Origin of the sequence: Paenibacillus suaedae (genome assembly GCF_032337355.1) — a bacterium.
Classification (GTDB): Bacteria; Bacillota; Bacilli; order Paenibacillales; family Paenibacillaceae; genus Paenibacillus_B; species Paenibacillus_B suaedae.
In genome coordinates, this window is sequence record NZ_JAVYAA010000002.1 from 515200 (window position 1) to 540635 (window position 25436).

35 protein-coding genes are annotated in these 25436 nt (G+C 39.3%); all 35 read right to left on the minus strand.

Going from position 1 to position 25436, the window contains the following annotated elements; translation table 11 throughout:
• Positions 1–58 precede the first annotated feature (58 nt).
• Positions 59–1297, minus strand: a complete 1239-nt coding sequence (locus RQP50_RS09970; RefSeq protein ID WP_021256424.1) for a collagen-like triple helix repeat-containing protein — start codon at positions 1295–1297, stop codon at positions 59–61.
• Positions 1298–1617: 320 nt separating this feature from the next.
• The gene (locus RQP50_RS09975; protein WP_315745216.1) at positions 1618–2427 is read right to left on the minus strand and encodes a class I SAM-dependent methyltransferase; all 810 of its coding nucleotides are present in this window, start codon (positions 2425–2427) and stop codon (positions 1618–1620) included.
• Positions 2428–2437: 10 nt separating this feature from the next.
• A complete protein-coding gene (locus RQP50_RS09980) occupies positions 2438–2716 on the minus strand; it encodes a hypothetical protein (protein ID WP_315745218.1) in 279 nt (92 codons plus the stop codon).
• A 169-nt stretch (positions 2717–2885) separates the two neighbouring features.
• Entirely contained in the window at positions 2886–3419 is a 534-nt protein-coding gene (locus tag RQP50_RS09985; protein ID WP_394358383.1) for a YfiT family bacillithiol transferase, read from the minus strand.
• 58 nt (positions 3420–3477) lie between these two features.
• On the minus strand, positions 3478–3993 hold the full coding sequence (locus RQP50_RS09990; protein ID WP_315745220.1) for a GNAT family N-acetyltransferase: 516 nt from the start codon (positions 3991–3993) through the stop codon (positions 3478–3480).
• A 15-nt stretch (positions 3994–4008) separates the two neighbouring features.
• Complete coding sequence (locus RQP50_RS09995) at positions 4009–4524, minus strand: CPBP family intramembrane glutamic endopeptidase (RefSeq protein WP_315745221.1); 516 nt, start codon at positions 4522–4524, stop codon at positions 4009–4011.
• A gap of 354 nt (positions 4525–4878) precedes the next feature.
• Positions 4879–5400, minus strand: coding sequence for a GrpB family protein (locus RQP50_RS10000; RefSeq protein ID WP_315745222.1), 522 nt, complete (start codon positions 5398–5400; stop codon positions 4879–4881).
• Positions 5339–5578: a GNAT family N-acetyltransferase gene (locus RQP50_RS29330; protein ID WP_394358384.1), complete on the minus strand. Its 240-nt coding sequence runs from the start codon at positions 5576–5578 to the stop codon at positions 5339–5341. The genes RQP50_RS10000 and RQP50_RS29330 overlap by 62 nt, the downstream gene beginning before the upstream one ends.
• Before the next feature lie 50 nt (positions 5579–5628).
• Positions 5629–6144, minus strand: a complete 516-nt coding sequence (locus tag RQP50_RS10005; RefSeq protein WP_315745224.1) for a GNAT family N-acetyltransferase — start codon at positions 6142–6144, stop codon at positions 5629–5631.
• Positions 6145–6260: 116 nt separating this feature from the next.
• A complete protein-coding gene (locus RQP50_RS10010; protein ID WP_315745226.1) occupies positions 6261–6734 on the minus strand; it encodes a GNAT family N-acetyltransferase in 474 nt (157 codons plus the stop codon).
• A gap of 11 nt (positions 6735–6745) precedes the next feature.
• The gene (locus tag RQP50_RS10015) at positions 6746–7162 is read right to left on the minus strand and encodes a VOC family protein (protein ID WP_315745228.1); all 417 of its coding nucleotides are present in this window, start codon (positions 7160–7162) and stop codon (positions 6746–6748) included.
• A 5-nt stretch (positions 7163–7167) separates the two neighbouring features.
• Positions 7168–7824, minus strand: a complete 657-nt coding sequence (locus RQP50_RS10020; RefSeq protein WP_315745230.1) for a hypothetical protein — start codon at positions 7822–7824, stop codon at positions 7168–7170.
• Between the two features lie 46 nt (positions 7825–7870).
• Positions 7871–8281 (minus strand): GNAT family N-acetyltransferase, encoded by a 411-nt coding sequence (locus tag RQP50_RS10025; protein WP_315745232.1) that lies wholly within the window; start codon positions 8279–8281, stop codon positions 7871–7873.
• Positions 8212–8595 carry a hypothetical protein gene (locus RQP50_RS10030; protein ID WP_315745234.1) on the minus strand — a complete coding sequence of 128 codons (384 nt, stop codon included), beginning with the start codon at positions 8593–8595 and terminating at the stop codon, positions 8212–8214. The genes RQP50_RS10025 and RQP50_RS10030 overlap by 70 nt, the downstream gene beginning before the upstream one ends.
• A 147-nt stretch (positions 8596–8742) precedes the next feature.
• Positions 8743–9210, minus strand: coding sequence for a VOC family protein (locus tag RQP50_RS10035; protein WP_315745236.1), 468 nt, complete (start codon positions 9208–9210; stop codon positions 8743–8745).
• A gap of 454 nt (positions 9211–9664) precedes the next feature.
• The gene (locus RQP50_RS10040; protein ID WP_315745238.1) at positions 9665–10153 is read right to left on the minus strand and encodes a cysteine hydrolase family protein; all 489 of its coding nucleotides are present in this window, start codon (positions 10151–10153) and stop codon (positions 9665–9667) included.
• Between the two features lie 217 nt (positions 10154–10370).
• Positions 10371–10793, minus strand: coding sequence for an NUDIX hydrolase (locus tag RQP50_RS10045; protein ID WP_315745240.1), 423 nt, complete (start codon positions 10791–10793; stop codon positions 10371–10373).
• 13 nt (positions 10794–10806) lie between these two features.
• Positions 10807–11514, minus strand: coding sequence for a hypothetical protein (locus RQP50_RS10050; RefSeq protein WP_315745242.1), 708 nt, complete (start codon positions 11512–11514; stop codon positions 10807–10809).
• Between the two features lie 76 nt (positions 11515–11590).
• The gene (locus RQP50_RS10055) at positions 11591–12514 is read right to left on the minus strand and encodes a DUF7638 domain-containing protein (protein ID WP_315745244.1); all 924 of its coding nucleotides are present in this window, start codon (positions 12512–12514) and stop codon (positions 11591–11593) included.
• 22 nt (positions 12515–12536) lie between these two features.
• Positions 12537–13448 carry a serine hydrolase domain-containing protein gene (locus tag RQP50_RS10060; protein WP_315745246.1) on the minus strand — a complete coding sequence of 304 codons (912 nt, stop codon included), beginning with the start codon at positions 13446–13448 and terminating at the stop codon, positions 12537–12539.
• 898 nt (positions 13449–14346) lie between these two features.
• On the minus strand, positions 14347–14550 hold the full coding sequence (locus tag RQP50_RS10065) for a hypothetical protein (protein WP_315745248.1): 204 nt from the start codon (positions 14548–14550) through the stop codon (positions 14347–14349).
• A 71-nt stretch (positions 14551–14621) separates the two neighbouring features.
• Positions 14622–15596, minus strand: coding sequence for a phosphotransferase family protein (locus tag RQP50_RS10070; RefSeq protein WP_315745250.1), 975 nt, complete (start codon positions 15594–15596; stop codon positions 14622–14624).
• Positions 15597–15652: 56 nt separating this feature from the next.
• Positions 15653–16129 (minus strand): hypothetical protein, encoded by a 477-nt coding sequence (locus RQP50_RS10075; protein ID WP_315745252.1) that lies wholly within the window; start codon positions 16127–16129, stop codon positions 15653–15655.
• Positions 16130–16590: 461 nt separating this feature from the next.
• The gene (locus RQP50_RS10080) at positions 16591–17445 is read right to left on the minus strand and encodes a phosphotransferase (RefSeq protein WP_315745254.1); all 855 of its coding nucleotides are present in this window, start codon (positions 17443–17445) and stop codon (positions 16591–16593) included.
• 16 nt (positions 17446–17461) lie between these two features.
• Positions 17462–18061, minus strand: a complete 600-nt coding sequence (locus RQP50_RS10085; protein WP_315745256.1) for a hypothetical protein — start codon at positions 18059–18061, stop codon at positions 17462–17464.
• Positions 18062–18147: 86 nt separating this feature from the next.
• A complete protein-coding gene (locus tag RQP50_RS10090; protein WP_315745258.1) occupies positions 18148–18780 on the minus strand; it encodes a hypothetical protein in 633 nt (210 codons plus the stop codon).
• Positions 18781–19180: 400 nt separating this feature from the next.
• Positions 19181–19723: a GrpB family protein gene (locus RQP50_RS10095; RefSeq protein WP_315745259.1), complete on the minus strand. Its 543-nt coding sequence runs from the start codon at positions 19721–19723 to the stop codon at positions 19181–19183.
• Between the two features lie 70 nt (positions 19724–19793).
• On the minus strand, positions 19794–20216 hold the full coding sequence (locus RQP50_RS10100; RefSeq protein WP_315745261.1) for a hypothetical protein: 423 nt from the start codon (positions 20214–20216) through the stop codon (positions 19794–19796).
• A 75-nt stretch (positions 20217–20291) separates the two neighbouring features.
• Positions 20292–20726, minus strand: coding sequence for a GNAT family N-acetyltransferase (locus RQP50_RS10105; RefSeq protein ID WP_268627692.1), 435 nt, complete (start codon positions 20724–20726; stop codon positions 20292–20294).
• A gap of 323 nt (positions 20727–21049) precedes the next feature.
• Positions 21050–21640 carry a GDSL-type esterase/lipase family protein gene (locus RQP50_RS10110; RefSeq protein ID WP_315745265.1) on the minus strand — a complete coding sequence of 197 codons (591 nt, stop codon included), beginning with the start codon at positions 21638–21640 and terminating at the stop codon, positions 21050–21052.
• 274 nt (positions 21641–21914) lie between these two features.
• Positions 21915–23393 (minus strand): methyl-accepting chemotaxis protein, encoded by a 1479-nt coding sequence (locus tag RQP50_RS10115; RefSeq protein WP_315745267.1) that lies wholly within the window; start codon positions 23391–23393, stop codon positions 21915–21917.
• Positions 23383–23934, minus strand: coding sequence for a hypothetical protein (locus RQP50_RS10120; protein ID WP_072728681.1), 552 nt, complete (start codon positions 23932–23934; stop codon positions 23383–23385). Before RQP50_RS10120 ends, RQP50_RS10115 begins: the two co-directional genes overlap by 11 nt.
• 399 nt (positions 23935–24333) lie before the next feature.
• Entirely contained in the window at positions 24334–24609 is a 276-nt protein-coding gene (locus tag RQP50_RS10125) for a hypothetical protein (protein WP_315745270.1), read from the minus strand.
• A gap of 147 nt (positions 24610–24756) precedes the next feature.
• A complete protein-coding gene (locus tag RQP50_RS10130) occupies positions 24757–25080 on the minus strand; it encodes a hypothetical protein (protein ID WP_315745271.1) in 324 nt (107 codons plus the stop codon).
• A gap of 28 nt (positions 25081–25108) precedes the next feature.
• Positions 25109–25432, minus strand: a complete 324-nt coding sequence (locus RQP50_RS10135) for a hypothetical protein (protein ID WP_315745273.1) — start codon at positions 25430–25432, stop codon at positions 25109–25111.
• Between the last annotated feature and the right edge of the window lie 4 nt (positions 25433–25436).

Below are 25436 nucleotides of genomic sequence, written 5' to 3' on the forward strand. Positions count from 1 at the left end.
CCTAGCATCATAGCTGATGTGCTCGCCATATGGGAAAATACTGAGCCTCATCTATAAATCACAATATAGCAATTACCGATATCGACACATTCGTGAAATCCGTTGCCACACCTGACGTATTGATAAGCTCTAACGTACCTGGAGTCCCCCCAGTTTGAATGATCGTGTGTGAGGACAGCTCTACGATTACACCTGCAACGGTATCGTAACTTGCAGTCGTGACGATGACATTAATTCCATTGAATTGCAGAGTCGCGGATGCTGTCGTTCCAGCAGTCGTAGCCTGCGTCTCGTAATCAACGAAGTACGTATGATTTGGAGCAAGTACGATTGTGGGTGTCAAAGGTACATGTGTGATTAATGTACCATTTACAGTTAAATTCGTTTCTAATATAAGCGGAGCGCCGTCCGCTACCGTTTGTGTTCCGACAGTGACAAAGTCGGCGTTGTTCACCGTAATCAAGCCTCCGGTGGCTCCAGCTACTCCGGTGGCTCCGGTGCTTCCAGTCGCACCGACTGCTCCAGTCACACCTGCCGCTCCCGTTGCTCCTGTAGCGCCAACCCCATTAGGACCCGTCGCTCCGGTCGGCCCTGGTGGACAAACCGGACACGGCCCGGTAATTCCCGTTTCTCCGGTTGCACCGGCGACTCCTGTTGCTCCTGTTGCACCCGTATCGCCCGTTGCTCCAGTAACACCTGTTGGCCCGGTCGTTCCCGTTGCTCCAGCTGCACCAGTCGCTCCGATGGCCCCTGTAGGGCCAGTCTCGCCTGTTGATCCAGCCGTACCCGCAGCCCCGGTGGCTCCAGTTCCACCTGTTAATCCAGTTGCCCCTGTTACTCCGGTCAGCCCAGTTGGCCCTGTCGGGCCCAATGCCCCCGCTGAACCAGTCTCGCCTGTTGCCCCCGTGCTTCCAGAAGCTCCAGTGCTTCCGGTAGCTCCGGTAGGCGATAAGCCGGTTGGCCCTGTTGGGCCAGTAGCCCCCGTTCCCCCCGTTGGCGGTGAGGCTGCCGCATTCAGTACCTGCTCCAGTTTGTCCTCAATAATCAATTCCTTTTGAATCGTCGCCGCCAACACGCTGCGAACGCTGGCATTGGTTTGCAATACATCGCTAATCGTTGCAGGAGCTTCTAACCCAGGAAGCGTCCCAAGGACATATTGAATTTTCTCTGCCTCCGCGTTCACTAGATGACTAAGCGAGAGTTCTTCCATAGCCATTGAAATAAGCAATAAATTGATTGCATCGTCTCTAGTAATACTTATTTGGGGTGTAATGTTCGGTATATTGGGATTTGACATCCAGCTTCCCTCCCTCAGGAAAGTAGTTCCTGATAGATTGTGAAAACGTACCATGTAATAGGAATCTACTACCTAGCGATTGAACAATATCGCTATCGCTCCTTTTATTTTATGTAAATCGATTTTTATTGCGTGGGACAAAATAGAACAAAAAAAATCGATTCTCACGAATCGATTAAAAATAAGAGTTTGCCATGCATTTTCCATGCACATGATATATATAAAACTCTTCATCTAGCTTCGCTCTCGAGACTCCTCTTTAGTCAGTCAAACTAACAGCTGGTCATGATACCTGCCATTCATGTAAACGAAGTTACCAATCACGACTTCCTTGCCTTAACTACATAATGAAAATTGATTACTCTTAATCCTTTGTCAGTTGCATGGTCTGCAAATACCTGTTCAACGCCCCGAAGACAAGCTGACCAGACATATTCACGAACTTCCTTCCTCTGTCCAAAGCACTTCTTTATGAGCACATCTTCCGTCCTTGTCAAATACTCTACTTCCTCAACCAGTTGAACCTGAAAATCGGTCAATCCGGCTGTTCGCTGAAACTGATATCTCGTGACCAAATCATCCAAATCGTAAGGATCATAAGATAGCGGGGTAAACAATCCAGGGAACAGGCTTCTAAGCCCACCATCTGTCCCTCCATGATATAAACCCATCATCATCCCATTCGGCTTTAGAATTCGAGATGCCTCCTCGTATAACCAAGGCCCCTTCTTCGTATAAACGAGGTCGAACGTGTTGTCTCCAAAGGGCAGCAATGCATCCTCCACATTTACGAGCATGAAATGTACCGATTCACTTTCATTAAGCTGCCGCGCTTGTCGGATAAAATTCTCTCGATTATCGATCCCAACAGCTTCCTTCACTCTATGATTCCAACGTCTAGTAAATTCACCGTGCCCACATCCAACATCTAATATCCGTGAATCACTAGTGAGATGCGACATTATCTCCTTTTCATAAATCATTTCCGCTGTTGGCTCTTCAAAGGTAGATTTCCACGGATACTGGTATTCTCCTACGATATCATTCAGCTCTGCATACCACTCAGGGCTATGCGGTTGTATCCACTCAGGATGCAGCGATGGATCGGGAAACATTACAGTTCTATTCATGATTACACCTTCAGCCTTTCTCGCTCATCACATCAATCAAGAGCGTTGGTTCGAATATGATTTCTTCGATTTCGCCATCTTGATCCTCTTTGACTGCTGTAAGCCCAACAGGTCGATATGCCCCTGTATCGATCAACGTGCTGCTTATACGATCAAATTCCGCTTTCCCTGACTCGCAAGGCGTGTGTCCGATAATTTGCATTTTACCAATATTCTTGAGTTTCCCTCGATTCCACAACACGCTGTCTGGATGAGAACCATGCACATCACCTACAACCAACAGTTCCATATTCGTCCTCCATGAAGTAGCAACACTCACTGGCCATCGATACCCATTATATTCCTATATAACATGTTCGATCCTCACTCTCATTTTCCTCTATCAAATAGAAAACGTACCCCGATAACCCGATAGTACAGTTACTTGGATACGTTTCATCTTCTTGCATCATGTGCACTTATATATTCTGTGTTTTTCTTAACGCGGTAATATGGGCAATATGATGATTGCCATGCCAAGCGTACAATCCCACATTATAATCTAATCGAATGACTTCTTTGGAACCCGGGTGGTAAAACTGTTTTTGAAAATCAGCCTCAGATAACGATCGCAATAACACAACCCATCTCTGATGCAATGCTTCGAGCAACTGAATCGATAATTGGATATTTGTATGTACCGAGTCCGGCAGTTCAGCCCATCGTTCTTCATAATAGGGCTTAATCTCAGGGGTATCTTCCGTTAGAGCAAGCTTGAATCTGATAAAACTATTCATATGACTATCTGCAAGATGGTGTACAACTTGGCGTATTGTCCATCCACCTTCGCGATATTCCAGGTCTAACTGCTCTTCAGATAAGTCTCTTACGGCATCCTTCAGTCTGACAGGGAACTCTTCAATCTCGTTGATCCAAAGATCGCGTTGCGAAGACAAAATCTCTCCGGTGTGCTCAAATCTACCAATGGGGTATCGCTTATCCAACTGATTCATCAGGGATCACTCCTATTTTCACTGCATATTACTCAAATCGTATGTGAACTTCAACAGCTTACGCCTTGGATGAATCCATAGCTGCTCTTAATGTAAAGTACATGAGATTGTCCTTCAATTGACTCGCTTGATCAAATCCCATTTTCTTAAGCAGCCTCTGCGATTGAATATTATCTACTTCCGTTGTCGCTTCTATATAATCTAGTTTCATGATATCAAATCCCACTCGAATAATCGGCAGCAAAGCTTCCTGCATCAGTCCTCTTCCCCAGTACTTCGGCGACAAATCAAAACCGATTTCAGCTTTACTTTCGTGTTCCACCGTAGACCAGCAATGATAGCCACATGTCCCAACTAGTTCGTTGTTCTCTTTGCTAAAAAGCCCATATCGACAACCTGAATCATGAATATGAAAAGCAATAATCTCTTCTGCTTCTGTTAACTCCGTGCACACCTCGATATCCATAAATCTCGTAACTTCTGGGATGGAAAAGTGTCTATATACGGCATCCGCATCTTCCAAAGTTAATTCCCACATACTCAATCTTTCCGTTTCAAGTTCTGGGTATATCATCTATCATACTCCTTTTCAACTGCCTACCGACATTCTTCTTCTGCTAAAATAGACACTTAGTACATTAAACTCGATATGCAGCATAAGAGGCAACCATATGGAATGGGTATGATCAGCGATTATGCCGAAGAAAATACCGCCAAAGAATGCAAATAACATAAATCGGATACTCATGCGTGACAACCTATAATACTGAAGGTGGCTGATTGCAAAAAGAAAGGCTGATATCAGAACAGCAGGGGTAACAGATAACCCCATTATGGTTAAGGATGAGCTTGAGGGCAAGCTGCTGCTTAATAGCGGAAGCACTAAACCTCGAAACACCATCTCTTCAAGCAGAGGGTAAGTTAAACAAAAGTGAATGGTATCGTAAATCCCGATCGGACGATATCCTGATCTTTGAGCCAAGAATACATTTACGATTGCAACAATGAAGAATAATGTCATCACTGGCATGACGCGTTCTGGTATTTTGTAAATATACTGCTCCCCATACCATAGAGATAGTACGGATACTACAATTACGGTCATTCCCCAAAAAATGATTGTTGATTTCTCGACATCAACTCGAGTTACTACTTTTAATATGCTTTGAACGATTATGAAAGAGAACGTCAATAACAGAGATATGCCAATCGCCAATAACAATGCTCTTCACACCTTTAATTTAAGTTATAGTCAAAATCTGCTCGACATGAGAAACAATATGCGTTAACCTTTCACAGCGACTGCTATTTACTCATAACCTCCGTTTGCTGCCAGCAGCAGTTTATATTCATCTTTCGACTCTAGTATTTCTTCAGTAAGCCTGACTAATTTTCAAAAAGTTCTGACCTCTTGTTTTCCCAATCGTAAAAATCACCAACGATGTGGTTAGCAAGGCTGCTATTTGTTAGTACGTTCTGCTTTCCGAATGATTGTATTGATAAAATTTGTCTTTGCTTCAGAATAAGCAAACTTATTGGTAGAGTACTCCTTCACCAATCTTTCTTTCAGGAGTTGATACTCAATTCTTGCTTCTTCGTTTGCATTTAAATAATCTCGAAGTGTTACTTGTTTATATAAATATTCACTTCCACTCTCATACATATGGATTTGATGTGTTCTTGGCTCACCTTTATTGAAGTAATGGCGATCAGGCAGTACATCCGTGCCTTTGTATGAATACCCCAGCTTCTCTAAACCCGGAACACAATGATTCCCCTCATCAAATGACGGTATCTCGATAGCTATATCTATGATCGGCTTGGCAGATAATCCTCGTACGGCAGTACTACCAATATGATGAATTGCCACGATGCTTTCACGGATTTCACGTCTTATTCTTCGCTCTTCTTCCTTAAATTCAATCGTCCATTGTTCCGTCCAAGGAATGAGAAAGACTTGACCAGTTGGCAGTCCAAGCATGTATATCCTCCTTTGAAGTGGAGCGAATAGATAATGTCCTATGGGAATGCGCCGCCTCGGTATGCGTGTAGATCACATTCACATCTATTGTCTGTGCCAGCTCTTCAAGTTTTCGCTTCAGCTTCGTCGAAATGCCATACCGTCTGTAAGCAGGAGCCACCCATAACTTGCAAATCAATTTGAATCATATCATTCAAATCTTTTATTTATGCCCTTCTGATCATCGATTCATACACTGCCAGTAAGTCGCAAGACCATCCAGTCTTCATCGAAATATTGCCCATTATATTTTAAGGCACGGCGCTCAATGCCATAGGTCTGGAATCCGACCGTGGAATACAGCCTCTTAGCTGGTTCATTGCTTGATACCACTGTTAAATTGATCTGCTCTACGCCATCGATTTCGCTCGCCCTCGCAATTAAGGCAAGCAGCAGGTTTTTCGAAACCCCGCTCCCACGCATTTCTTCTCTCACATACATCCCGAACAAATTTCCTTTGTGGGCAGTTTTCATCCCATTCTCTCGTACAAACGCAGCTATTCCTAGTAACATTCCTTCGTCATCAAACGCACCCATCACAAATTTGTCATTACTCGGTTTAACTCGCTCCATTACCGTTTCCAGTGTGAATTTCGCTTCCCGCTCATAAGTAGAACCAAATGCTTCAGGATTTGTCCGCAACCCTATTAATCTAAGCTCCTGATAAGCCTGTGCATCACTCTCTTGAAGAACTCGTATATTCATTCTCCTGCCCCATTTCTCTCGAAATGTCACTAGTCTATTTAACTGTTCACTTCGTCACAATTTCTAAGCGCATCTTAGATTCGTTCAACGTTTTCTTCATTAATCTATCGATGTAATTAAAAAGTAAATCGATAAACAATCTCATCCTCATATACAACCCTAGTCTCACAAAACCCGAGCTTTTCATATAGCTTTCTAGCTGCTACATTATCTACACATACTGTTAGATTCACACACACGCTTTGCGAGTAATTTTCTCTTATGTAACGAATTGCAGAATTGATCGTTTCCTTTCCATATCCCTTACCTTGTTCATTTTTATCAATGATCAATCCATTTAGCCAATAGGATTGGGTTGTTGTATCATCTACCGTAATCATGACAAAGCCCACTAATCGACCCTCTGCATTATACACACAAAATGGTAGATATTGATATTCATCGCCATCTGGGCGGATATGTACCTTGGCTAAAGACACTGCTACTGATGGGACAAAATGGTTTTGATGTGCTTGAACTTGCAAGTTTAATGCATCTTTCCAATTCTCACGTGTAGTCGGAATTAATCTGATCATCAGTACATCACTCATCTCCATCCGCCTTATGAAAGCCCTGTCGTATTTTGCAACACAATTCTCCATCCATCTGGGTCACAAATGGTTATCCCATTTTGCTTCCAGTAAGGATTTTCTGGTTCCACAATAGGGTAGCCCATGGTGACTAATCTAGAAACGATATCATCCCGTTCCTGTACGTCTGGTATATAGAACACCAGCAAATTATCTGAAGAGGGGGGCGGTACAGGCACTGCATGTACTTCCTGCGTAAACTCCAAATGATAGTGAACATCCGGAAGACCGATCATTACGCCATCGTAGCCATTATGATTTACAAATGAACCTACAACTTCGAGACCAAGACCTTCCGAGTAGAATTCAACAATCTTCTGTAATTGATGGGTGGGCCTTGCCACTCGAAATTGAACAGCGGGCATATTCTTCGACCATGTCTTATTCATAACATTCAGCCTCCCATATTCATCCTCTGACTCACAATTTCGCATAACAAATGAACGGTATGATTCACAAACCCATCAATATCTTCTCGTGTCAGATAGATAAACTCATGATCTTCTGCAATTGAACTTTCATGGTAAAACTCCGTTATATTTCTGATCTGCTGACTCGTTTGACCTGCAGGGAAAAAGCTCAAAAACTCAGGATATTCATCTATATGCTGAAATTCAGTCCAAAAAATACTCTCTTTATTCTCTTTGAGATATACGAAGTCATGGCCGTACCAATCTTTCTTAACTAATGGAGTATACTCTGGTGTATTTAATATCGATTGAAATACCTCCTCCTTTTTCTTTCGATTGGCGAGTTTGATCCACTCTTCATCCGTCACCAAGTGAAAATAATACCCTAAATAATAGGAGCCCTTGGGGGAAGAGATATCAATAGGATCTAGTAGATACTGCTCATAAAATGATTCTGCGGTTATGACTCGATTCATCATAAAATGAGTAATTTCCTTCGGGGGCGTAGGTTTTCCATCCTCACCAATGAGCCCACAGTCTGGGCCGATATTCCCTACTAGAAAATCAATTTTTGATACCGGTAGATCTCTACTGATTAATGCTTCAGCAATTCTAAAATGTGTAACCCAAGTCGCCATCATACACGCTCCCTCAGCTAGAATTTATCACTTTGCACATTGTTTCTGCTTAACCTGGAATGTAAGTATGCTCTGCAAAACTGGCCAGTTCTTCGAAGTGATTTCGTTCATAGAATCGTTTAGCTCTCCAGTTGGATTTCGCCACACGCAGACAAACACTATCTATCCCCTTGTTCGCTCTCATATGCGCAACACAGTGTGCCAATATCACACCGCCATACCCACAATTCTGGTAATCCGGATTCACTACCAAGTCTTGAATGTAATTGTTATGGATGAGATAAGTACCGATCAATTGATTCTCTAGCCAAAATGAACGAAGTTCATCGCTGCGTGTCTTATCTTGAAGCATGCTTAGGAACTCTACCTGATTAGAGCTATGCCAATCCGTTATCTGACCCTCTTCCAGCTGTAATTGGAAGTATCCCCGATCAAATAATTCAATAAAAGCTTGCAGCATGAGGGTTCAAACTGCTTTTCAATCAATTGTGACGGCGGTACATCTGGTACTCCTGTCTTGGTATATATGAGATGATATCCTTCCATATCCGATTGAAATCCGATGCTTCTTATAAACGCAATGACCTCTTCATTTTCCCCATATACATTAAAGTAAAGTTCCTTACCATCGACTCTCGCCAAGAACGTCCGGATTGTTTCAGCAATTAACCCTAGGATGAGGGTTGATTCGTTCACAAATTCTCTAGCTTGAGGAGATATGTGACCGACTAATCTCAGTATATCTTCTCTAGTTTCTGCCCCTACTATTTCCATTAGCATCCTCACTTCTTAATTGACTATATCGGTGCTGTAAATACAACACGACCCAGCCTTTGATAGCTGTTATCTCGGACTGGGGCGTTATTTTTATATAAGGTACTGGTCTAAGTTCATCCAGAACGAACCTTTATTGCACTACAGCTAGTTCCCACTACTCTTGCTTGCTTTCACGATTTCATTCCACTCACTTAAATAAGGTACATATCCGATATCTTGGGGCTGATCTGGCAGCCATGCAATCAGTTCAAGTTCATTATGATCAGGATCATTGAAATAAATGGCTGCCGCTGGCATCCATGTATGTACGATCGGTTCCGTTGGCTCTTTGCCAAAAGCTTGAATCGGCTCTATCCCTTTTTCCTTTAACCAGTCAATTGCTGTTGTTAATAACTCCACATCTGTTCCGAATGCAAAATGTCTTCTTTGCACCTCATTACTCTCCGGAACTTCCCATAGCCCAAGCAATTGGCGATCCTTCCCGATATAAAAAAAGGCAACTCTTCTTTCTCCATCGAGTAAAGATAGTTCAAGACCTAGATTCTTATAGAATTCAATCGCTCTATCCAGGTTCTTTACTTGTAAATGTGTCTCATATAAGTTCTGAATCATAATGATGATCTCCTTAGGCTTATGATGTACTAATTTGTGAAATTAGTAATTTCCTACTTCTATGCTATGCATAATAGCCACCATCTATTAAATAGGTTCCTGTCTCTTTATAATGCTTATAGATCTTACTAAATGCCCTGTTTGCTTTATGCTGATAAGCTCCGTCACTTAGACAGGGTCGAACTACCTTCACTACTTGTGTCATGCTCGTATCACTAGGAATCTCACCAGTGAATAACTTTTCTAACTCTAATTCAAATATCCCCTCAAAATTCTCTGAACAATCCCCATACACATAGATGGCTTTGTTATCATTCATTTCAAGTAATTTGAATTCAATACAGAATGCCATAACATTACCGTCTTTCTTAGGTTTCTTAATAGCCGTTTTTTCCTAGAGTAGTTGTATCCATCAATCTGTCCAAAGTCGGGGGATTCATTAAATACCCTTATTTCATTTATTGATCATATATTGAATTACGGGGTACGAAATGATATCCCGATCTCTATACGTTGATGTGATTACATCCTGATGTCTGCTTACAATTCCATTTTGTAATATCACCGCATTAAAGCCTCTTTCACGAGCGCCATTATAGGTAAACAATACGCAATGTTCTGCAGCATACCCTGCCAGGACAATGAATTCAATATCATGATTCTTGAGAATATGCTCAAGTTCTGTGTCCCAAAAAGCATTGGGATTCTCTTTTGTCAAAATGATATCCTGATCTTGAATTTCAATTTCCGGAATCGTACGATATACTTCAGTGTTTGCTTCAGTGATTCCTTCGATGTCCTGAATATGTATGACAACATGATCATGAGAACGAATCATATCAGCTACATAATTGATATACTCGCATGCTCTGTTTACAACTTTCTCTTCAACGTCTTGCAGGTGAATGGCTTGCATATCAATGACTAGAAATCCAATTTTCATCGAAGACACTCCTTCGAAGTATATTTATGGAGCAATACATTCATAAAACGTTTGAATTTGCGAAACGCCCCAACCCTAGATAGCTTTTATCTTAGGCTGAGGCGCTGTTTCTCTGCGCTGCTTCCATGATTATACATCCTAAATCCAAAGGAGGATAGACCCAAACACGTAGCCCTACTACCACTTCACCACAGGGAATCACGATACAAAAATCCCTTTATCTTTTCAAAGCATCTCTTACTCTTATTGCACTTTCTAAAGCACTCTTATCTCTGTTTCTTCCTTTAATGGATTTTGTCAGATGAATCATCTCAAATGCTTCTTCTACATCAACCCAGCGTACCTCTTGAGTCTCAGTATCATGCTCAGTCACCATGCCTGTTGGTTCCATCATGAAATATTTTGTCCTACACGTATCCGATTCATATTCCCCAGGAACTGAAGCTATAATATTACATGCATACCCCGTTTCTTCTTGCACCTCTCTTCTTGCTGTTTCTTCGGGAGTCATATCTTCTACATCCGGGCCTCCCTTTGCAAATGTCCATACATATCCACCCCAATGATTCTTCGGGCTTCGCATGAGCACTTTACCTTCTGTATTAAATACAATTCCTCCATATGCCATTTCTTTATCCATATCACTCAGCGCCTTATTTACATGATTGTATGTTCCAACACCTATTAGTTAGATTCTTGCATTCGATTGCTATTACCTTGTTGTCTTGATCCGCTAATAAATGCACCGTAGGAACAAATCCTGCAATGAACCTCAAAAAAATAGATTCTTTTAACGCATCGCTCAAATACCATCCAGAAGGAAGGAATACGAGCTCCTCATTCTCATGCATAAACTCCCTACATATGTACTCCTTCATACTCTCCGTATGATTCACTTGCAATGTTTCGATAGCTGCTTCATCTATATGGTAATGCTGAATTGGACGATGTAATGAATGCATCGGATTGGTCAAATCAGTTGTTCGATATAAGTCTCTGACGATTTCGATCATTTCCACGTCACTATTCAAAAATAATTGTTTCGATTCTTCCTTCATATGCTGCATATTTATGTTATCAAGTTGATTGTCCCGCCAGATTAATTTGATATCTGTAAAGTGCGGAGCTACTTCTTCTAGTATTTTCGTTCTTGAACAGTCATTCCTTGTTGGCAGGCTAACCATCGTGCTTTCAGATCCCAAAACGCAACCAGCCACAAATAGTATTGCAAGCTCGCTTATTTTATCAACGGATGCGAGTTCTATCCGTTCTATTCGAAAAGGTTTCAATTGCATTTCTTGTATTCGCATTATTTCTTCTGGATCGAATTTGATTGGTTCAACTTTGGATAACCAATCCACCTATATGAAACCTCCTTGTACGAATTGTTTGATACGTCGCCTCCGTACTATGTACTATGGGACTCTACCGGTTCAATTATACTTCACGCTTCTCATCGGGTCTGTAGATGATTCTCCGATAATCCCAATCCTTACTGTCCATATCACCTAAGTACATTCTCTCATGCTCTGGTACAAGCTCATATTTTACTTTTAGATTTTGGCGGTAAAACTCAATCGGATCCTCTAGATATTGGTAATATGCTTCTCTACACTCTTCTAAAGATGTCTTCTCGCCTTTAGCTTTTTTATACATATCGATCAGCTCGTTATATTTATCCTCAATATTTGTTGGATAGATGGCTTGTGAGAAGGTTACTTCACCTAAATCAGATAATATAACTTTTGTTGGTTCATTAAAGTCAGTGAAGAAGGTGCCATTTCTAAAAAGTTCAGCAATCTCCTCTAAACGATAAGTCAGTTCATTCTCCTGGAAATAGCAAACCACTACCCCATTTTCGTAAATAACTAGATTTACCAAATGATTATTATCTTCGTACTTCATGAAGATAGAGAACTCATCGCCAGTTATTGTTTCATAGAACATTTCACGAACAACATAATAATTAATAGCTGTAGGCGAATATGTAATTCGTCGTTTCTCCGCCAATTCTTTTTGCCAAGAAGTGATTTCATAGATATTTTCGAAGTTAGGATTAATCGTTCTAATTTTGCTTTCTATGTGCTTGTAGTATGCGGGCTTATCAAATTTCCATTCGGCTTCTTGAACGGTATACATTCCTAGACCATGTATAGAGAGTTCTTCCTGTTCTGGGATTGTTGGAGTTAACCAATCAGAACGAAGCTTTTCTTGAAGCCCATTCAAATCTACAAGCTCCCAGCAATTTGACATCCCATCCTCATACACATCAACATTAATATAGAAATAAGAACCACCATTATTAATGATCCCTGGAACTGTTACACCTTCTACCACTTTTGTTCTTCGTATTTTCTGCATATGATTCACACCTCAATTTCGTTTAGACTCCTTGAAGGCAATTATAGAATATTTCATTAAATGAATTCTGATCTTCCGTGTAGTCCTCCGTATATCTATTGAACATTCGAACCGCTACCGCTTGAAACTCTGGCACAACTACACAGTGACAACCTGCTGCACCCGATGCATAATACCACTTATCCTGATAGTACCATCCAAAAATACGCTTCTTATCCTCCGTATCCATCCGCAATCGTTCAATGAGCGTGAATACGTCAGCAGGTATTAACTGACTATGATTGATGAAACCTCTATTAAGATGTAAATTCCCCCACTGTGCCAGGTCTCTCGCACTTGAATACAGATTTCTTTCATGACCCTCATTGGACTCAATTCGAACAGACGCATAGCCGTCTCCAGCTTGAAAATCACAAACTAATTTCTCCTTCGGTACCGAAGCCCATTCCGTATCCGTTAACTCCATCGGTTTGAATATACGTTCTGTAAGCAGTTCCGCAATATTACATCCCGTCAGTTCTCTTATGAGGTCGCAAGCTACTTCCTCACGCTCAATACGGTTTGGCCCAAAATATTTAGCGCCTGACTTGGTTGCTAAATCTCTTATTGTCGTACTGCCCAACTCGTATTCAGGTGTATTCTTGAGAGCTTCAGAAACCTTACAGTCCACGAACAACTTGCCTTCTACAACCGCGATTGCTGTAGCAAGTCCGACATATGTCTTTCTTAGTGAATATAAGTTAAACATAGAATCAGTTGCTACGGCGAGAGCTCCCTTCTTAAAGTGATGCTGTCCCGCATACCATTCTACTAACACTTTGTTGTCCTGAATAATCACAATCGAAGCAGCGGATGATCCAAACTTTTTTCCCGCTTCTTCTGTATATGAAATTAAAGGTAAAAACTTGCTATCAATTAATGTTGTTGCTGTCATAACGGTGACCTCCAATTATGTTCAAATTTGAGGGGTTCGATCTTCCACATATTCACTTATCAACTTACAAGATACCTCTTTGTATTAAGAAACTATTTCCCTTTCTCTTGTACCATCCAATAAAATCATTCTTCTTGTTCCTCTTTGAATATTCCTGATATCCATTGATGCCGCTGGTTCGATGCTTTGACAATATACATATCCATCATCCAGGTATTAATATTCTGATCTCTTCAACAATTTACCGTCTCAAGCATTCACTACGCCAAGAGGCTGTGAACGGCTACTTACACAGTTCTTTTATATAAGACATCTTCGATTCCCTCAATTGTATCTATTAAGTTCATCTCTATATTTCTTAATGTACTTATAATCTTTATACAGGCCATATACAAAAAGTATGAATAGTGCTACCAGTGCAAAAATAGAAGCAAATACCATCAACCATAATATTGCACCACCCATAACTAGTAAGCCTAGAAACAGGCCAATATATAGATTAACGAAGATTATGGGATAATTCAGACTCATCAAGAATGTAATCTTACGAAAAATCTGAATTACAAATACAATATAGCTGATTAATATTGAGAAGTATAATATTACGTACAAAAAAACTTCTTTATTCCTTGGTATTTCATTCTCATTGAAAAATCCATTATTATCGGCATAAGGTACAACAGTATAAGTTACATATAATAATACGAGCATTGAAACGAGTAGTACTATAATATTAAATTTATGAATATGTAATATTCTCATAAAACGAGCTGCTAAACCCTCCTTTAATAAACTCTTCAACTAGTTCTAATATATAAATTTACATCTCTGGCTACTTCATTGAATATATTATAATTATCTGAGTTGCTATATATTGGCCAAGATAAATCAAAGCTCCCTATAATTGCAGTCTATGCTCATATCTAGCATTATGTTCTGCACCAAGCAACATGGCCGCATCTTCAATCGATAAGCATTTAGGGTACACATCTAGAATCCCCACGTTTGTAAATAAAGAATTTGGATTTTCAATTTCTTCAACTTCCAATACACTAAAAGTTTCTATCAGATTTGAAACTTCTTCATCCGTTGCTTTTCTCACTTGTCATCACCTATTTCTGTTCAATTCGATAATTTCCAATGTACTTCGGCTTACAAGGAAGTTATTATCATTTACTGTATCGTCCGTATGATAAGCTGTCTTAAATCCGCGATTCTGTTCGGCATTTCTGGAGTCGAACGATTCAGTAAATCACACAAGGCAATCAAATCCTCCAGCTTAGATAATAGAACCCAATTCTCATGCAGGAATCCACCTGAACCCCGGTATGCCTTTATAAAATGACGTTCGAACAAGGAATTGTCGTCTTCATACCGAAGCATGTTCCCGATATCAACATAGCGTCTTCCTGAGAAGGCGAACTCCCAATCCAATACCGCCGATACTTCGAACCCATCTGGCCTTTCAATCACCAAAAGATTTAGACCATTGAAGTCCGAATGAACGAGGACTGGCGGTTCATGAATTTCGGATATTAGTGAACGGTGCGACTCACAGAATAATCGAACCTTCTCCGTTGCTTCCGCTCCCAGCCATTCCCCAGTTTTCCCCTTATCCAAGCTTTCGGAAATAAAAGAGATAAATTCGTTCTCATCCATGTTAAATGGGGTGGAGATGGTAAGATCCCCTGCAAAAAAACCTGGATATCCAAATGCATGACTGTGAACACGAGCTAGTACACTGCCGACAGATTCCGCAACTTTTGCAATCTGGCGTTCATCTCCTCTTTGTAGAAGATCACGCAGCAACACTCCCTCTTTCCACTCTATTATTGCCCAATCATATTCAATTAGCTTTCTGCTCGCATCCAGATATATATAATCGGCAACTGGCACGACGCCGCGCAATCTCTCAGCGATTGCTTTTTCTTTTGAAGCTACGTCTGAACCTCTAGCAAAGATCCTTAAAAAGTAGGGTGTAGTAGTTCCTTCAATCTCCACTTTATAGGTACCATTACTAAGTCCCGTTTGTGTTCGTTCAGCTTTTATGAGTCGTTTGCCATCGAAAACTTGGCTAATCATACTATTAAGAGTCTCATATTCGATGTGCATACTACTCTTACTTGATCTTTCCCATTCTTCTTTCACCTTGTATCACTCCTGATCACTTAGTTGCCCGGATCCAGTATTATTCGAAGTGCTGCTTAAAGAATCTCCATATGCTCTATAAATTCTTCATTCTTTAATCTTAACGTTTTGTCATAGGTTTTTTCTTCAATCAGATTCCAAAATATTCTTCCATCTGATGCTTGATCTTTCAAACAATAATATGTTTTTCCTTTCTCTATACAAATGGTTTCTTTCTTATTGATATGTATCTTAATATCTTTAACTAATATACTCTTCAGTGTTTTTTCACTTATGGAAAGTTTATTTTCCTCGATCCACGGTTTTATTCCATCTTCAATTATTTCAAAATAATCACTCATAATGCTATTTTTCATTCGATGTTCAATAGTTCCATTACTTCCTAATGGACAAATAATATACGTCCAGCCGATAATATCAACAACTCTGCATTCCTTATCCCTAGGTATAAATAAATCATTCCAAATAAGATCTTTAATTAACTTCAACCTGGCATCATACCCACAGTATAATGGTGGAAAATAAATAGCCATATGCTCTACTCCTGTTATTATATTTCTTAGAAAAATCTTGTGATCACGACGTAAATACGTTGGTTATAGAATGTCAGCACCTTATTCGACATACCAACCTTGATAGGCGTTATTATCAATCGTCATCCGCTGCAGATATATTGTGATACACATTCATTGCAACTTCAGCCATCACTTGCAAATTGATAGTATTACAGCCTTTATAACAAAATCTCCAGCAATACTTTCAAAGTAAGCCCAATCGTTATTATCCTTAACAACCTGTATCTCTTTGATCAAATGAATAAATCCATCAATACCTTCTATTTCTATGTATAGCCTTGCTATTTTTTCGAATCCTTTTTTATCAAGTGTGCAACCAGTAGTTGAAAAGCAACAATGTAGTGCTCAAAGTAATTCTCGGGGAGGCCAAGGAGACGTATGACTCTGCAGCGTGAATACTGTCTTAGCTGATCGCACCTTTATTTAGTAAGATACCCATTTATCTCCATTAAAGTCCTTCTAATCTCTTCAAGAAGCTTCTCTTTTTCCAAATCGGATACAGCATCTGCAGATAATTTTCTAGCAGCAATCGGTGTTAACCAAGGAACTACATCATCATAATTAATTCCTGATAATTTTGTGTATTCATCCATAAAAAAAGTAATTAATTTCTCTCGGATGAATTCAAATTCATGAATTATCGTCTCTGGAAAATGAGGAGGTAAAATTGCATAACGAATCATAAGAATATATTCAGCTATATCAGCTTCAGGATTTCCAACTGTGGCATTACTCCAGTCTATCAAGACAGCCTTCCCATCGATCTTAATCATTATATTCCCTGGATTCGGATCGCCATGACACATACATTGTCTGGTTGGCAAAGAATCAACTAATGAGATTACGCTCTCTTTCTCATGAGCTGCTAAGTAGTTCACACTCAAAATGTGCGTTTTAATAACGCTTTTTTGATTCGGCAATTCGTGCCCAGCAAATAGAGTTTTGTGTACGTTATATAATTGTTGAGCTGTCAGTCGAATATCATCCAGAATAATTCCCTCGTTATAGATAGCTTGTTTAATAATACGTTCCATAATTGTTTCACCTAAAATACGTTCAACTATAATCCCTGGTCTGCCATCCACTTCTATTACATCAAAAGGTTGAGGCACAGGGAGACCACATTCCCAAGCGATGAAATTATTGAGATATTCCCTTTTTGCACCTTCAATACTCGTATTTTCCTTGGCAAGTTTAATGATTTGATTGTTCCCTATATCAAAAACCTCAGAGCAGCCTCCTTCCCCGATCTTGTTACCCAATGTGATTGTCATGATAGATCATCCTTTCTTATATATTCTTTTGGCCATTTATTAATGGATAAACGAGTTTAATTGGCTCATTTTCTAGTTCTTCTTTAAAACAATAATTATGGTCTGCACCGACAATGCATAATATCTTTTTGTGAGGATTTGCTTTAATCGTATTTTTTAATCGTTCAATCATAATCTGATTCCGAATTGTCCATCTAAAGTTATGTGCCCTCGGATTAATGTTGCTAATCCATTCATACTTTTCTCTTGTTACGAGATCATACACATCCGAGTTAAACGGTATTGTTCCAACAGAATGAGTCTTCAGTTGTTTTTCAAACCATTCTTCTTCAATCCTCTCGTACTTTTCCCTTTCAATCTCATTACATAAAGCAAAGGGATCGAAATTGTTCCAAACATCTAACTCAAACCAGTCGATTGGAACAAATTCAATATTATGTTGCTCACATAAAGGAAAGATGAGATCCCAGTATTCACTAGCAGGTTCACCCCAATATCCTCTCAATGACTTATCATTTTGATATTTCATCCAGCTCTGAGGATGTACTTCTCCACAGATTATTTCAGGGTTAAATTCAATAATAATGTCCTTATAGAGGTTTAATGTACAATTCACTCGGTGTCTAATTTCTTCATTATGAATAGTCCCAAGAAGACCAACGATTCATTCATTAACTCTCCTTTGTATTTGAGACTACTTTGTTAGGTGAAGTCATTATCTTTCATGATTACTCCTGCATATTTGTCCCATTCTTTATTATCCGTATTTATTTCGATTGTCGGTACCATTGATTTAGACGCTTGAATCCTAAGACTATTTTGCGTATCAATCAATTCTTTGCATGCCAGATCGATTTCTTCCCTTGATTTGTTAATCCAAACCTCAGGGTTTCTACTTTTTATTCTTTCCTCGACTATATCGTCGGAAATAGTCAGCAATAGACACCTAGCTCCTAATTTGATTAAATCATGCTCTATACTTGTTATTTCTGCATCGTCTGAATCCGAGAATGCGACTCGGTAATTTAGATGGAACCGCTCTAAGATAAAGAAAAGGCCTCTTGATTTTCTTTTCCCTGGACCTAAATAGGCTGCCCATTCATTTAGATTCTTTAGCATACCAACTCTATTTCGCAGAAGTTCGAGATGCTGGCCTCTTGATAATCGAACAAATTCGCCTTGAACATTATTCAGAATCTGAGAGTAATGTTCCCCAAGTATTACGACACTCAACTCCGCGGATTCATCGAGTGCTTGAGATTGTTTTATCGCTTTGAGTAGCGATGTCTTACCAGCATTTGAATATCCTTCAAGAATTACTCCTCTAATGTTCATTGACTTGGTTTTCCTTTCCTTCTAAAATGATTTCGCCTATCGTTCTGGTATCTACGAACCCTTTTTGATGGAAATAATGCCTCAGTAAAAAAGCTATGATCATTTTTGAAATTACTTCAAATTGACAAGAAGGGATTCGTCCCGCAAGACAGATTGCCTTGTTAACCCTGTTGGGTCTCTCTAGGCATATCTTTTCATCCCCTTCATCCTTTCATTTATGGTTCGTGGCAATATCTAATAATGTTCGAGTGTTCACAAAACGACCCAGCCTTAGATAGCTCTTATCTTAGGCTGGGTCGTTTGTTGTCTGAGCCTCTTCCATGATTATACATCTGACAACCAATGCACAGTAGTCCCAATATGTGAACCCGGTGTTATGAGAAGTTCCTGGTTTAGTCACCTACAAAATACTCTTGTATTTGTCCAAAACAGTATTTACAAAATGGGTTTTTCCATCCGTATATGCCGTACGGTTATTAGTAAATCTCTCTGCGAGTTCTTTCTTTAAAGATGAGTAAGCGGCTACTAAATCCGGCTGTTGTCTTAATATATCTCTGAATGTTATGTGCTTCTGTAATGCATCACTTTCCTTGTTGCAGACATAAAGATGATGTTTCGGTTTTTGATTCATCTCTTCATTATGGGGAACTATGTCATCAGTTCTTGCAAAAGCCTCCCTGTTCTCTACCCCTAAATTACCCTCATGAAAGTAACCTAATTCACTCAACTTTCCAATTACCTGAGGAAGTAATGTCATAGAGTCTATTACAATATCTATATCAAGAATTGGTTTGGCAGAAAGGCCAGGAACAGAGGTGCTTCCAACATGCTCTATGGTTAAAGCTAACTCTCCTAATTTAATTCCTAATATATTTTTCAATTCATTAAACATCACAGGCCATGCATCATTATAATCTTCAATAATCACTGGTCTCGAACTCATCTTAAATAGCCATCCCCTTTAATATGCCTTTACGAAGATATCCGATAACGTGACGCCCCACCTCCTAGAATCACGGAGTGACCGCCGAATAGTTATAAAACCAATCTCTATGCATTAGAAATATATGTTCAATAAATCTATCGATTTCTGTTTCATTACATCCAATCCAATTATCAACTTCGTTCATTATCTCTTCATTAAGATAACTATCTATACCTTTACAATAATTCTCTAAAATAATTCTTTCATCGTATTCTCGAAGAATACGTATCAGCACATTTGCCGATTCAATTTGTAACACTTCATAGTAAGTCCAAACCCCAGATCTTTCAGACATCGATTGCCAATTCATTAATTGGTTTAACGCCATAACCCATCTAATGTTATCAGTCTTTTGCATAAATGAATTTGCTAAGATTAATAATTCAACTTTTGACTGATATTCATTTATTGAATTGAAAAATTGGTCCAAATAGAATTTTGAATACTTCATTAAATCACCCATAAAAATTATTACAGTTTCAAATTGCGCTCTTGCTAACCCTATTGGTCTATCTCTTGATTCTGCTTAATACTCCAGTTTATAAACGATTTCCCCATCTATTACTCGGCCATCTTCTTCAAATCCTAATTTTTCATATAGCTGTTTTGCCCAAGTATTCTCTGGTTCAAAGCTTATGTATATAACCCGATGCTGTATGTCTTCTTTAATCCTTTCAATGAGCAGCTCCATAGCAGCCTTCCCATAACCTTTTGATTGATACTTAGTATCTATCATTAACCGATAAATCCAATATTCATGATCTTCTTCATCTATACAATACATCGTAAATCCCACTAGAACTTCATCATGATAAATAGCCAAGCAGACACACTCTGGGAATGCCTTAGCCTGTGCGAGCGAAAACAAATTTGTCGCTACAAAGTCACTTTGTTCATCAGCGACACTCAACTTAATGACATCAAAAAAATTACTACGATCTATTTCCTTAAGTGCTATCATAAATGCTCCCCTTTTCTTCATTCTCTTAATCTTGGATAATATACGCTCCTCCGGCTGCTAGAAGAATGTTCTCCACTTTCATAATTACACGGAAATCAAAATTTTTCCACCATTTAACCTACATACGCCCCTATCCAAATCTGTGACATTAACTATGTTGGGATTCAATAACTCATTAAAAACCCCACGCATTTACTTATATTTTACAATTATAGCATCTCACAAATGATATAGAAGGTAGTAAACAATTTATAACTAAACTGTCCGTAAGCTAGTAAAATGAGCAGGCTGCGGTAGCCTGCTCAACAAGATGTGTTATTAATTTATTGTATCCCGCTAGCTGATGATTTCCCAGAAATTATCAGTAACTCGTCACTTATTAGATTGGATAAATAGTCATAACCAAGCTCACCAAAATGAAGTCCATCATTCAAAAGTCCTCTCAAAATTTCTGACAAATTTTGAAGACTGACCATGCTTGTGAACAAATCTATATGATGACTGCCAGTTGCTAGACTGATTGCTCTCACGACCTCTGCATACTGCTTAAGTACGGCATTGGTTCTCGTATGCTGTAATCCTTCGTCAACTGGTGCTGGACTAATAAGTATCGTTTTTTGAGGAGTTATCGCCGTTACAATATTAGTCAGGTTCCTTTCAAAGTCATTCAGCGGAACCATGGTGTGGGATGCAGCATCGTTCGCTCCGAATAAAACCGTCACGAAATCTGGATCATAGATTAACACATCTTTCTCAATTCTTTCGAGAGCATCGGACGTAGTGTTACCTGGTACCCCAGCGTTAATGATTTCCCAATTTCCTCTTAATTTATCTTCCAGTTTTATTGATATTAGGGGACGTTCATGACCTTCCGTCCTAGCAGTAATGCTGTCACCAAATAGGACTAATTTCATTTTATTGATTCCTTTCTTCAGCAGTTATGTCTTATAAAATCTGTTATTTTCTTGTTGAACACACCTTTCATTCTAGCATGCTTCTTCATTTACTAGCAGTACCCTCTTGTGGATACTAGAGGAATCATTTAGAAAATTATTGAGGGGATGGATAAATGAAAGACTCATTCCTTAGATGAGCCTGAATCAAAAAATCCCCTCATTGAGATATTGCATGGGCTCCTGAGTAAGCTAGTCCAAGCTGACATCTCCATGAGAGGAATTATTCATTGTTTTAGTTTCTCGCTATAGCAGATACCTGTTTTTCCAACACTTCAAACCCTTCTGATATTCCTTCTATCTCCGCTTGTTGTGTTGTCACTAGTGATAGTATTTCCTTAAGATTCTCAGTATTCTTCTCAGTAATTTCAGCACTTTCTTCAACCGATGCGCCAGTCTCCTGCACCATTCCTCGAACATTCTCCATAAAGTTCTGAAGGACTTTTGTTCGGTCAGAGAAGTTATTTATATATTGCTCGATTTCTAAGAAGATGGTTTTAACTTCACGCATACCATCACGATTTTTGGATATAGCCCCTTGCGAACTTCGAACCTTGTCTGTTGCAGACCCAACATACTCTCTTATTCGAAGAAGAACACCAGTAATAGATTCCGACGACACCTTAGTCTGTTCTGCGAGCTTTTTAACTTCTTGGGCCACTACTGAAAAACCTTTACCTTGCTCTCCAGCTCGAGCTGCTTCAATACCAGCATTAAGGGCCAAAAGATTTGTCTGATTGGCCAATTCTCCAATAACAGAGAGTATTCTTTCAATCTCCTCAGTTTCAGAATTTAATTTGTCCATGATTTGTGAGGTACTCTCGATGTTGCTATTGTATTCAACAAGGTCATTCTCCAAATAGCCAATCCACTTTCCACTCTCTGCAGTTGCCTCTTTTGTAGAAACGACATATGTATGCATTTCAACTACAGACTGTGTAGCATTATCGATATTATCGGTAGTCTCATTCATTTCGGTGCGCAAGTTTAAGGCCTGTTTGTTCAGCATCTCAAATGAAGCCAACATATTTTCAATGCTGGATACTAACTCTATTGATCGCGTGTTTGCGTTGCCGGTGGTTTGGTTCAATTCAGTTTGGTACTCTTTTAATGTGTTAATAGAATCATTGATAAGTCTGAGTACCTCTACCGTTTCTTCCCTACTCTTTATTGCTTCTTGTGCCTTTTCATCTGCAGTTTTTTGAAGTGTATTATTGAATCTTGCTTGCAAGAGATTTGTGATAGCAACAAAACAAAATGTTATTAAGTAGAAATATAAATCTAAATAGGCCGTTGAATGAAAAATGAATTCACCTTGCGTCACAAAGTAATAACTTACAATAGATAGAGTAATAAATATAGTCAAAAAATTAATGCGCTTGCTTTGATAAATCCCCATGACAGCAACAAAAAAGAATATCGTCATTATATTAATCATATGTGGATCTAATTTATTGATATAGAACATAAAGCCACCGATTACTGCGAGAATATAATAAGTAACATAGCTCTCTATTTTCCCTCTAAAACGCGGCCGATTCGCTATATATAGAACGGGTAGCATAAGTAAATATATGATACCTAGAACTGAAAATACAAATGAAGGTGGTATCCCTATGATTAAATTTACAACTTGGTTAAATGTAATAATCAGAGCAAATACTAAACCAACCCAGTTGTTTCTCTTTCTAACTAATTCTGTTTTATTTAGCATGAAGTAAGTCTCCTTGTAATTCTTTAGGTTGTGTGTACCAGGAATATTGAGACAATGATAGATTTGAATACGCCTTTCCCAAATGGAATACAGTCGGTATTGCCGTGGCACCTTTGTAAAACAAGTTTTCCCCTACGCGCTCTGCTTCAATATGATAGCTGTTGTTAAAAGAATGAAACACTCCAGGATCAGAAAGTCCTATTGAGTGCGTAAATCCATGCCACCCCGCGTAAGCTACCATCATGCAAATGATTTCACGCCCTAGTCTCCCTCTAAACTCTGGTAATACAGCAAAACTATCTGTCTCAACAACTCTCATATTAGGCGTTAATACATCATCAAATATGCCTCTTATATAATCTGAAACATATTCATAAGGTGTAAACTCAAAAGTCCCGCCTGCTTTCCCGTCAATGAAGAATAGGTACTGATCTGAATTTGGTTTTGCATACTCCATGTCAAAACCTTTTTCGTCCCAAGAAATCTTTTTGATTCGATGCCATTCATACAAATCTTCTTCTGACCTAACCTTTTTATACATATTGCCCTCCTGTTACTCTTAGCTGCCAAGAAAATATGGACAGATGTCCATAAAAGTGTAACCTCTCCATTTATCGGCTCAATTCTTTTTAATTTTTAGGGAATTAATGAAAAAATCGTCCTATTTTCACGTGTTTCTTTCATTTACATTTCAATTGATAACATTATAATGTAGTATTAAAAATTGGCTTTTTTAATAGAAGCCCTACTCGAAATATTTAAGAGTTCCAACGTTCGATAAATCAATGCCGCTGCTTGGATTTCCCGTGCATACAAATCCCGTGTAATTGAAATTCTTTTAGAAACAATAAAGAACCTCGAACAAGGCTGATGTGCCATTGTTTGAGGTTCCTCCCCAATAAAGAAGCTAGTGCCTTCTTCGGATCGACTTTGAAAGATCTTACATTATCTGTTTCGTCATCAAAAGATCTTGAATTTGTTTCATATGATATCTTTCATGAGATATAAAGAATTCTGTTAAGTATGTTCCAATAGTGAATCCTCGCTCTCCTGGGTAAACTACAGAAAATTGATTGTCTTCCAGCTTCATTAAATTATTTATCATTATTTGGCGATTCTTAATTGTTTCTTCGATGATTTCTTTCTTATTTCTTCCTTCTCCATAAATAATGGATTGTTCATTAAATCCTAAATAGTCCGGATGTTTCACCTGCACTGGTATCAGTATTCATGACATCAATCTCCCTTGGATAGCGCTTCTATCTTAGGAAAATCAATGTGTCCAGCTGCTCTCGCTTCTCTGCATCTCAGTTGCCAGTCGGATACTCTTCAACCGCCAACCGGATCGAGGGGCAATCGTGAGTCACGCTTTCCTCAATGAAAATAGAATATAGATCGATTCAATTTCATGGAATTCTTCCAAAACCCACGAGGTTTTAGTTAAAATTCGCTGCAACCCCTCCAGCCCAAGATAGCGGATTTGCACGCCAATAAACTCTGTAAATCCAAGGTATCCCGGATTTACATGCGCCCGATCGAAAATTAAGGAACCCGTGACCCGGGCATCTGCTGGGGAGGTGGTAAACAAATGGTTTAGATTCTCAATGATATCTGAATCCGAACCGTACTCAAATAGCCCGCCCTCCGATGAACAGATCTGAATCCATCCGGCTCGTTCCAAACTCAACTTCAACAGTTCCTCTGGTTGGCTCCAGTCATAATGAATGATATTGAGGGTAATGTCCAGACCATAGAAGCGTTCCCCGGCTTAACTCGGGACCAAGTTTGTACACCAGGGTACGCATGCCGCTAAGATATGAATTGTCAACACTCGACATTTTCACAAATATGTTCTGAATAAAGCGAGGCATCTTCTTTAATGATTCAATACTCCGGGCTGACTTGAGACAGTTCAAATGATACGCCTGTTCATCAATACTTGCGTTGAAAAGAGGGTGAGTAATATCCAGTATAGGAAATTGAGTTTCATTCTCGAAAACTGCATAAGGAATGTGCTGTTCTTGATTAGCCTTCATCATTTTC

Excerpts from the sequence above, each read along its gene's own strand:
- RQP50_RS10090 (WP_315745258.1), bottom strand. The coding sequence starts at position 18,780 with ATGAACATTAGAGGAGTAATTCTTGAAGGATATTCAAATGCTGGTAAG.
- RQP50_RS10135 (WP_315745273.1), bottom strand. The coding sequence starts at position 25,432 with ATGATGAAGGCTAATCAAGAACAGCACATTCCTTATGCAGTTTTCGAG.
- RQP50_RS10055 (WP_315745244.1), bottom strand. The coding sequence starts at position 12,514 with ATGCAGAAAATACGAAGAACAAAAGTGGTAGAAGGTGTAACAGTTCCA.
- RQP50_RS10060 (WP_315745246.1), bottom strand. The coding sequence starts at position 13,448 with ATGACAGCAACAACATTAATTGATAGCAAGTTTTTACCTTTAATTTCA.
- RQP50_RS10040 (WP_315745238.1), bottom strand. The coding sequence starts at position 10,153 with ATGAAAATTGGATTTCTAGTCATTGATATGCAAGCCATTCACCTGCAA.
- RQP50_RS10100 (WP_315745261.1), bottom strand. The coding sequence starts at position 20,216 with ATGAAGTATTCAAAATTCTATTTGGACCAATTTTTCAATTCAATAAAT.
- RQP50_RS10045 (WP_315745240.1), bottom strand. The coding sequence starts at position 10,793 with ATGGATAAAGAAATGGCATATGGAGGAATTGTATTTAATACAGAAGGT.
- RQP50_RS09980 (WP_315745218.1), bottom strand. The coding sequence starts at position 2,716 with ATGGAACTGTTGGTTGTAGGTGATGTGCATGGTTCTCATCCAGACAGC.
- RQP50_RS10075 (WP_315745252.1), bottom strand. The coding sequence starts at position 16,129 with ATGGCTATTTATTTTCCACCATTATACTGTGGGTATGATGCCAGGTTG.
- RQP50_RS10110 (WP_315745265.1), bottom strand. The coding sequence starts at position 21,640 with ATGAAATTAGTCCTATTTGGTGACAGCATTACTGCTAGGACGGAAGGT.
- RQP50_RS10025 (WP_315745232.1), bottom strand. The coding sequence starts at position 8,281 with ATGCTGCAAGCTTTTATTGAATTATTTGATCGGGGATACTTCCAATTA.
- RQP50_RS10010 (WP_315745226.1), bottom strand. The coding sequence starts at position 6,734 with ATGAGTGATGTACTGATGATCAGATTAATTCCGACTACACGTGAGAAT.
- RQP50_RS09995 (WP_315745221.1), bottom strand. The coding sequence starts at position 4,524 with ATGACCGTAATTGTAGTATCCGTACTATCTCTATGGTATGGGGAGCAG.
- RQP50_RS09990 (WP_315745220.1), bottom strand. The coding sequence starts at position 3,993 with ATGATATACCCAGAACTTGAAACGGAAAGATTGAGTATGTGGGAATTA.
- RQP50_RS10105 (WP_268627692.1), bottom strand. The coding sequence starts at position 20,726 with ATGATAGCACTTAAGGAAATAGATCGTAGTAATTTTTTTGATGTCATT.
- RQP50_RS09985 (WP_394358383.1), bottom strand. The coding sequence starts at position 3,419 with ATGAATCAGTTGGATAAGCGATACCCCATTGGTAGATTTGAGCACACC.
- RQP50_RS10015 (WP_315745228.1), bottom strand. The coding sequence starts at position 7,162 with ATGAATAAGACATGGTCGAAGAATATGCCCGCTGTTCAATTTCGAGTG.
- RQP50_RS10000 (WP_315745222.1), bottom strand. The coding sequence starts at position 5,400 with ATGCTTGGACTGCCAACTGGTCAAGTCTTTCTCATTCCTTGGACGGAA.
- RQP50_RS10120 (WP_072728681.1), bottom strand. The coding sequence starts at position 23,934 with ATGTATAAAAAGGTTAGGTCAGAAGAAGATTTGTATGAATGGCATCGA.
- RQP50_RS09970 (WP_021256424.1), bottom strand. The coding sequence starts at position 1,297 with ATGTCAAATCCCAATATACCGAACATTACACCCCAAATAAGTATTACT.
- RQP50_RS10095 (WP_315745259.1), bottom strand. The coding sequence starts at position 19,723 with ATGAGTTCGAGACCAGTGATTATTGAAGATTATAATGATGCATGGCCT.
- RQP50_RS10030 (WP_315745234.1), bottom strand. The coding sequence starts at position 8,595 with ATGGAAATAGTAGGGGCAGAAACTAGAGAAGATATACTGAGATTAGTC.
- RQP50_RS10005 (WP_315745224.1), bottom strand. The coding sequence starts at position 6,144 with ATGAATATACGAGTTCTTCAAGAGAGTGATGCACAGGCTTATCAGGAG.
- RQP50_RS09975 (WP_315745216.1), bottom strand. The coding sequence starts at position 2,427 with ATGAATAGAACTGTAATGTTTCCCGATCCATCGCTGCATCCTGAGTGG.
- RQP50_RS10020 (WP_315745230.1), bottom strand. The coding sequence starts at position 7,824 with ATGATGGCGACTTGGGTTACACATTTTAGAATTGCTGAAGCATTAATC.
- RQP50_RS10035 (WP_315745236.1), bottom strand. The coding sequence starts at position 9,210 with ATGATTCAGAACTTATATGAGACACATTTACAAGTAAAGAACCTGGAT.
- RQP50_RS10080 (WP_315745254.1), bottom strand. The coding sequence starts at position 17,445 with ATGACAATCACATTGGGTAACAAGATCGGGGAAGGAGGCTGCTCTGAG.
- RQP50_RS10115 (WP_315745267.1), bottom strand. The coding sequence starts at position 23,393 with ATGCTAAATAAAACAGAATTAGTTAGAAAGAGAAACAACTGGGTTGGT.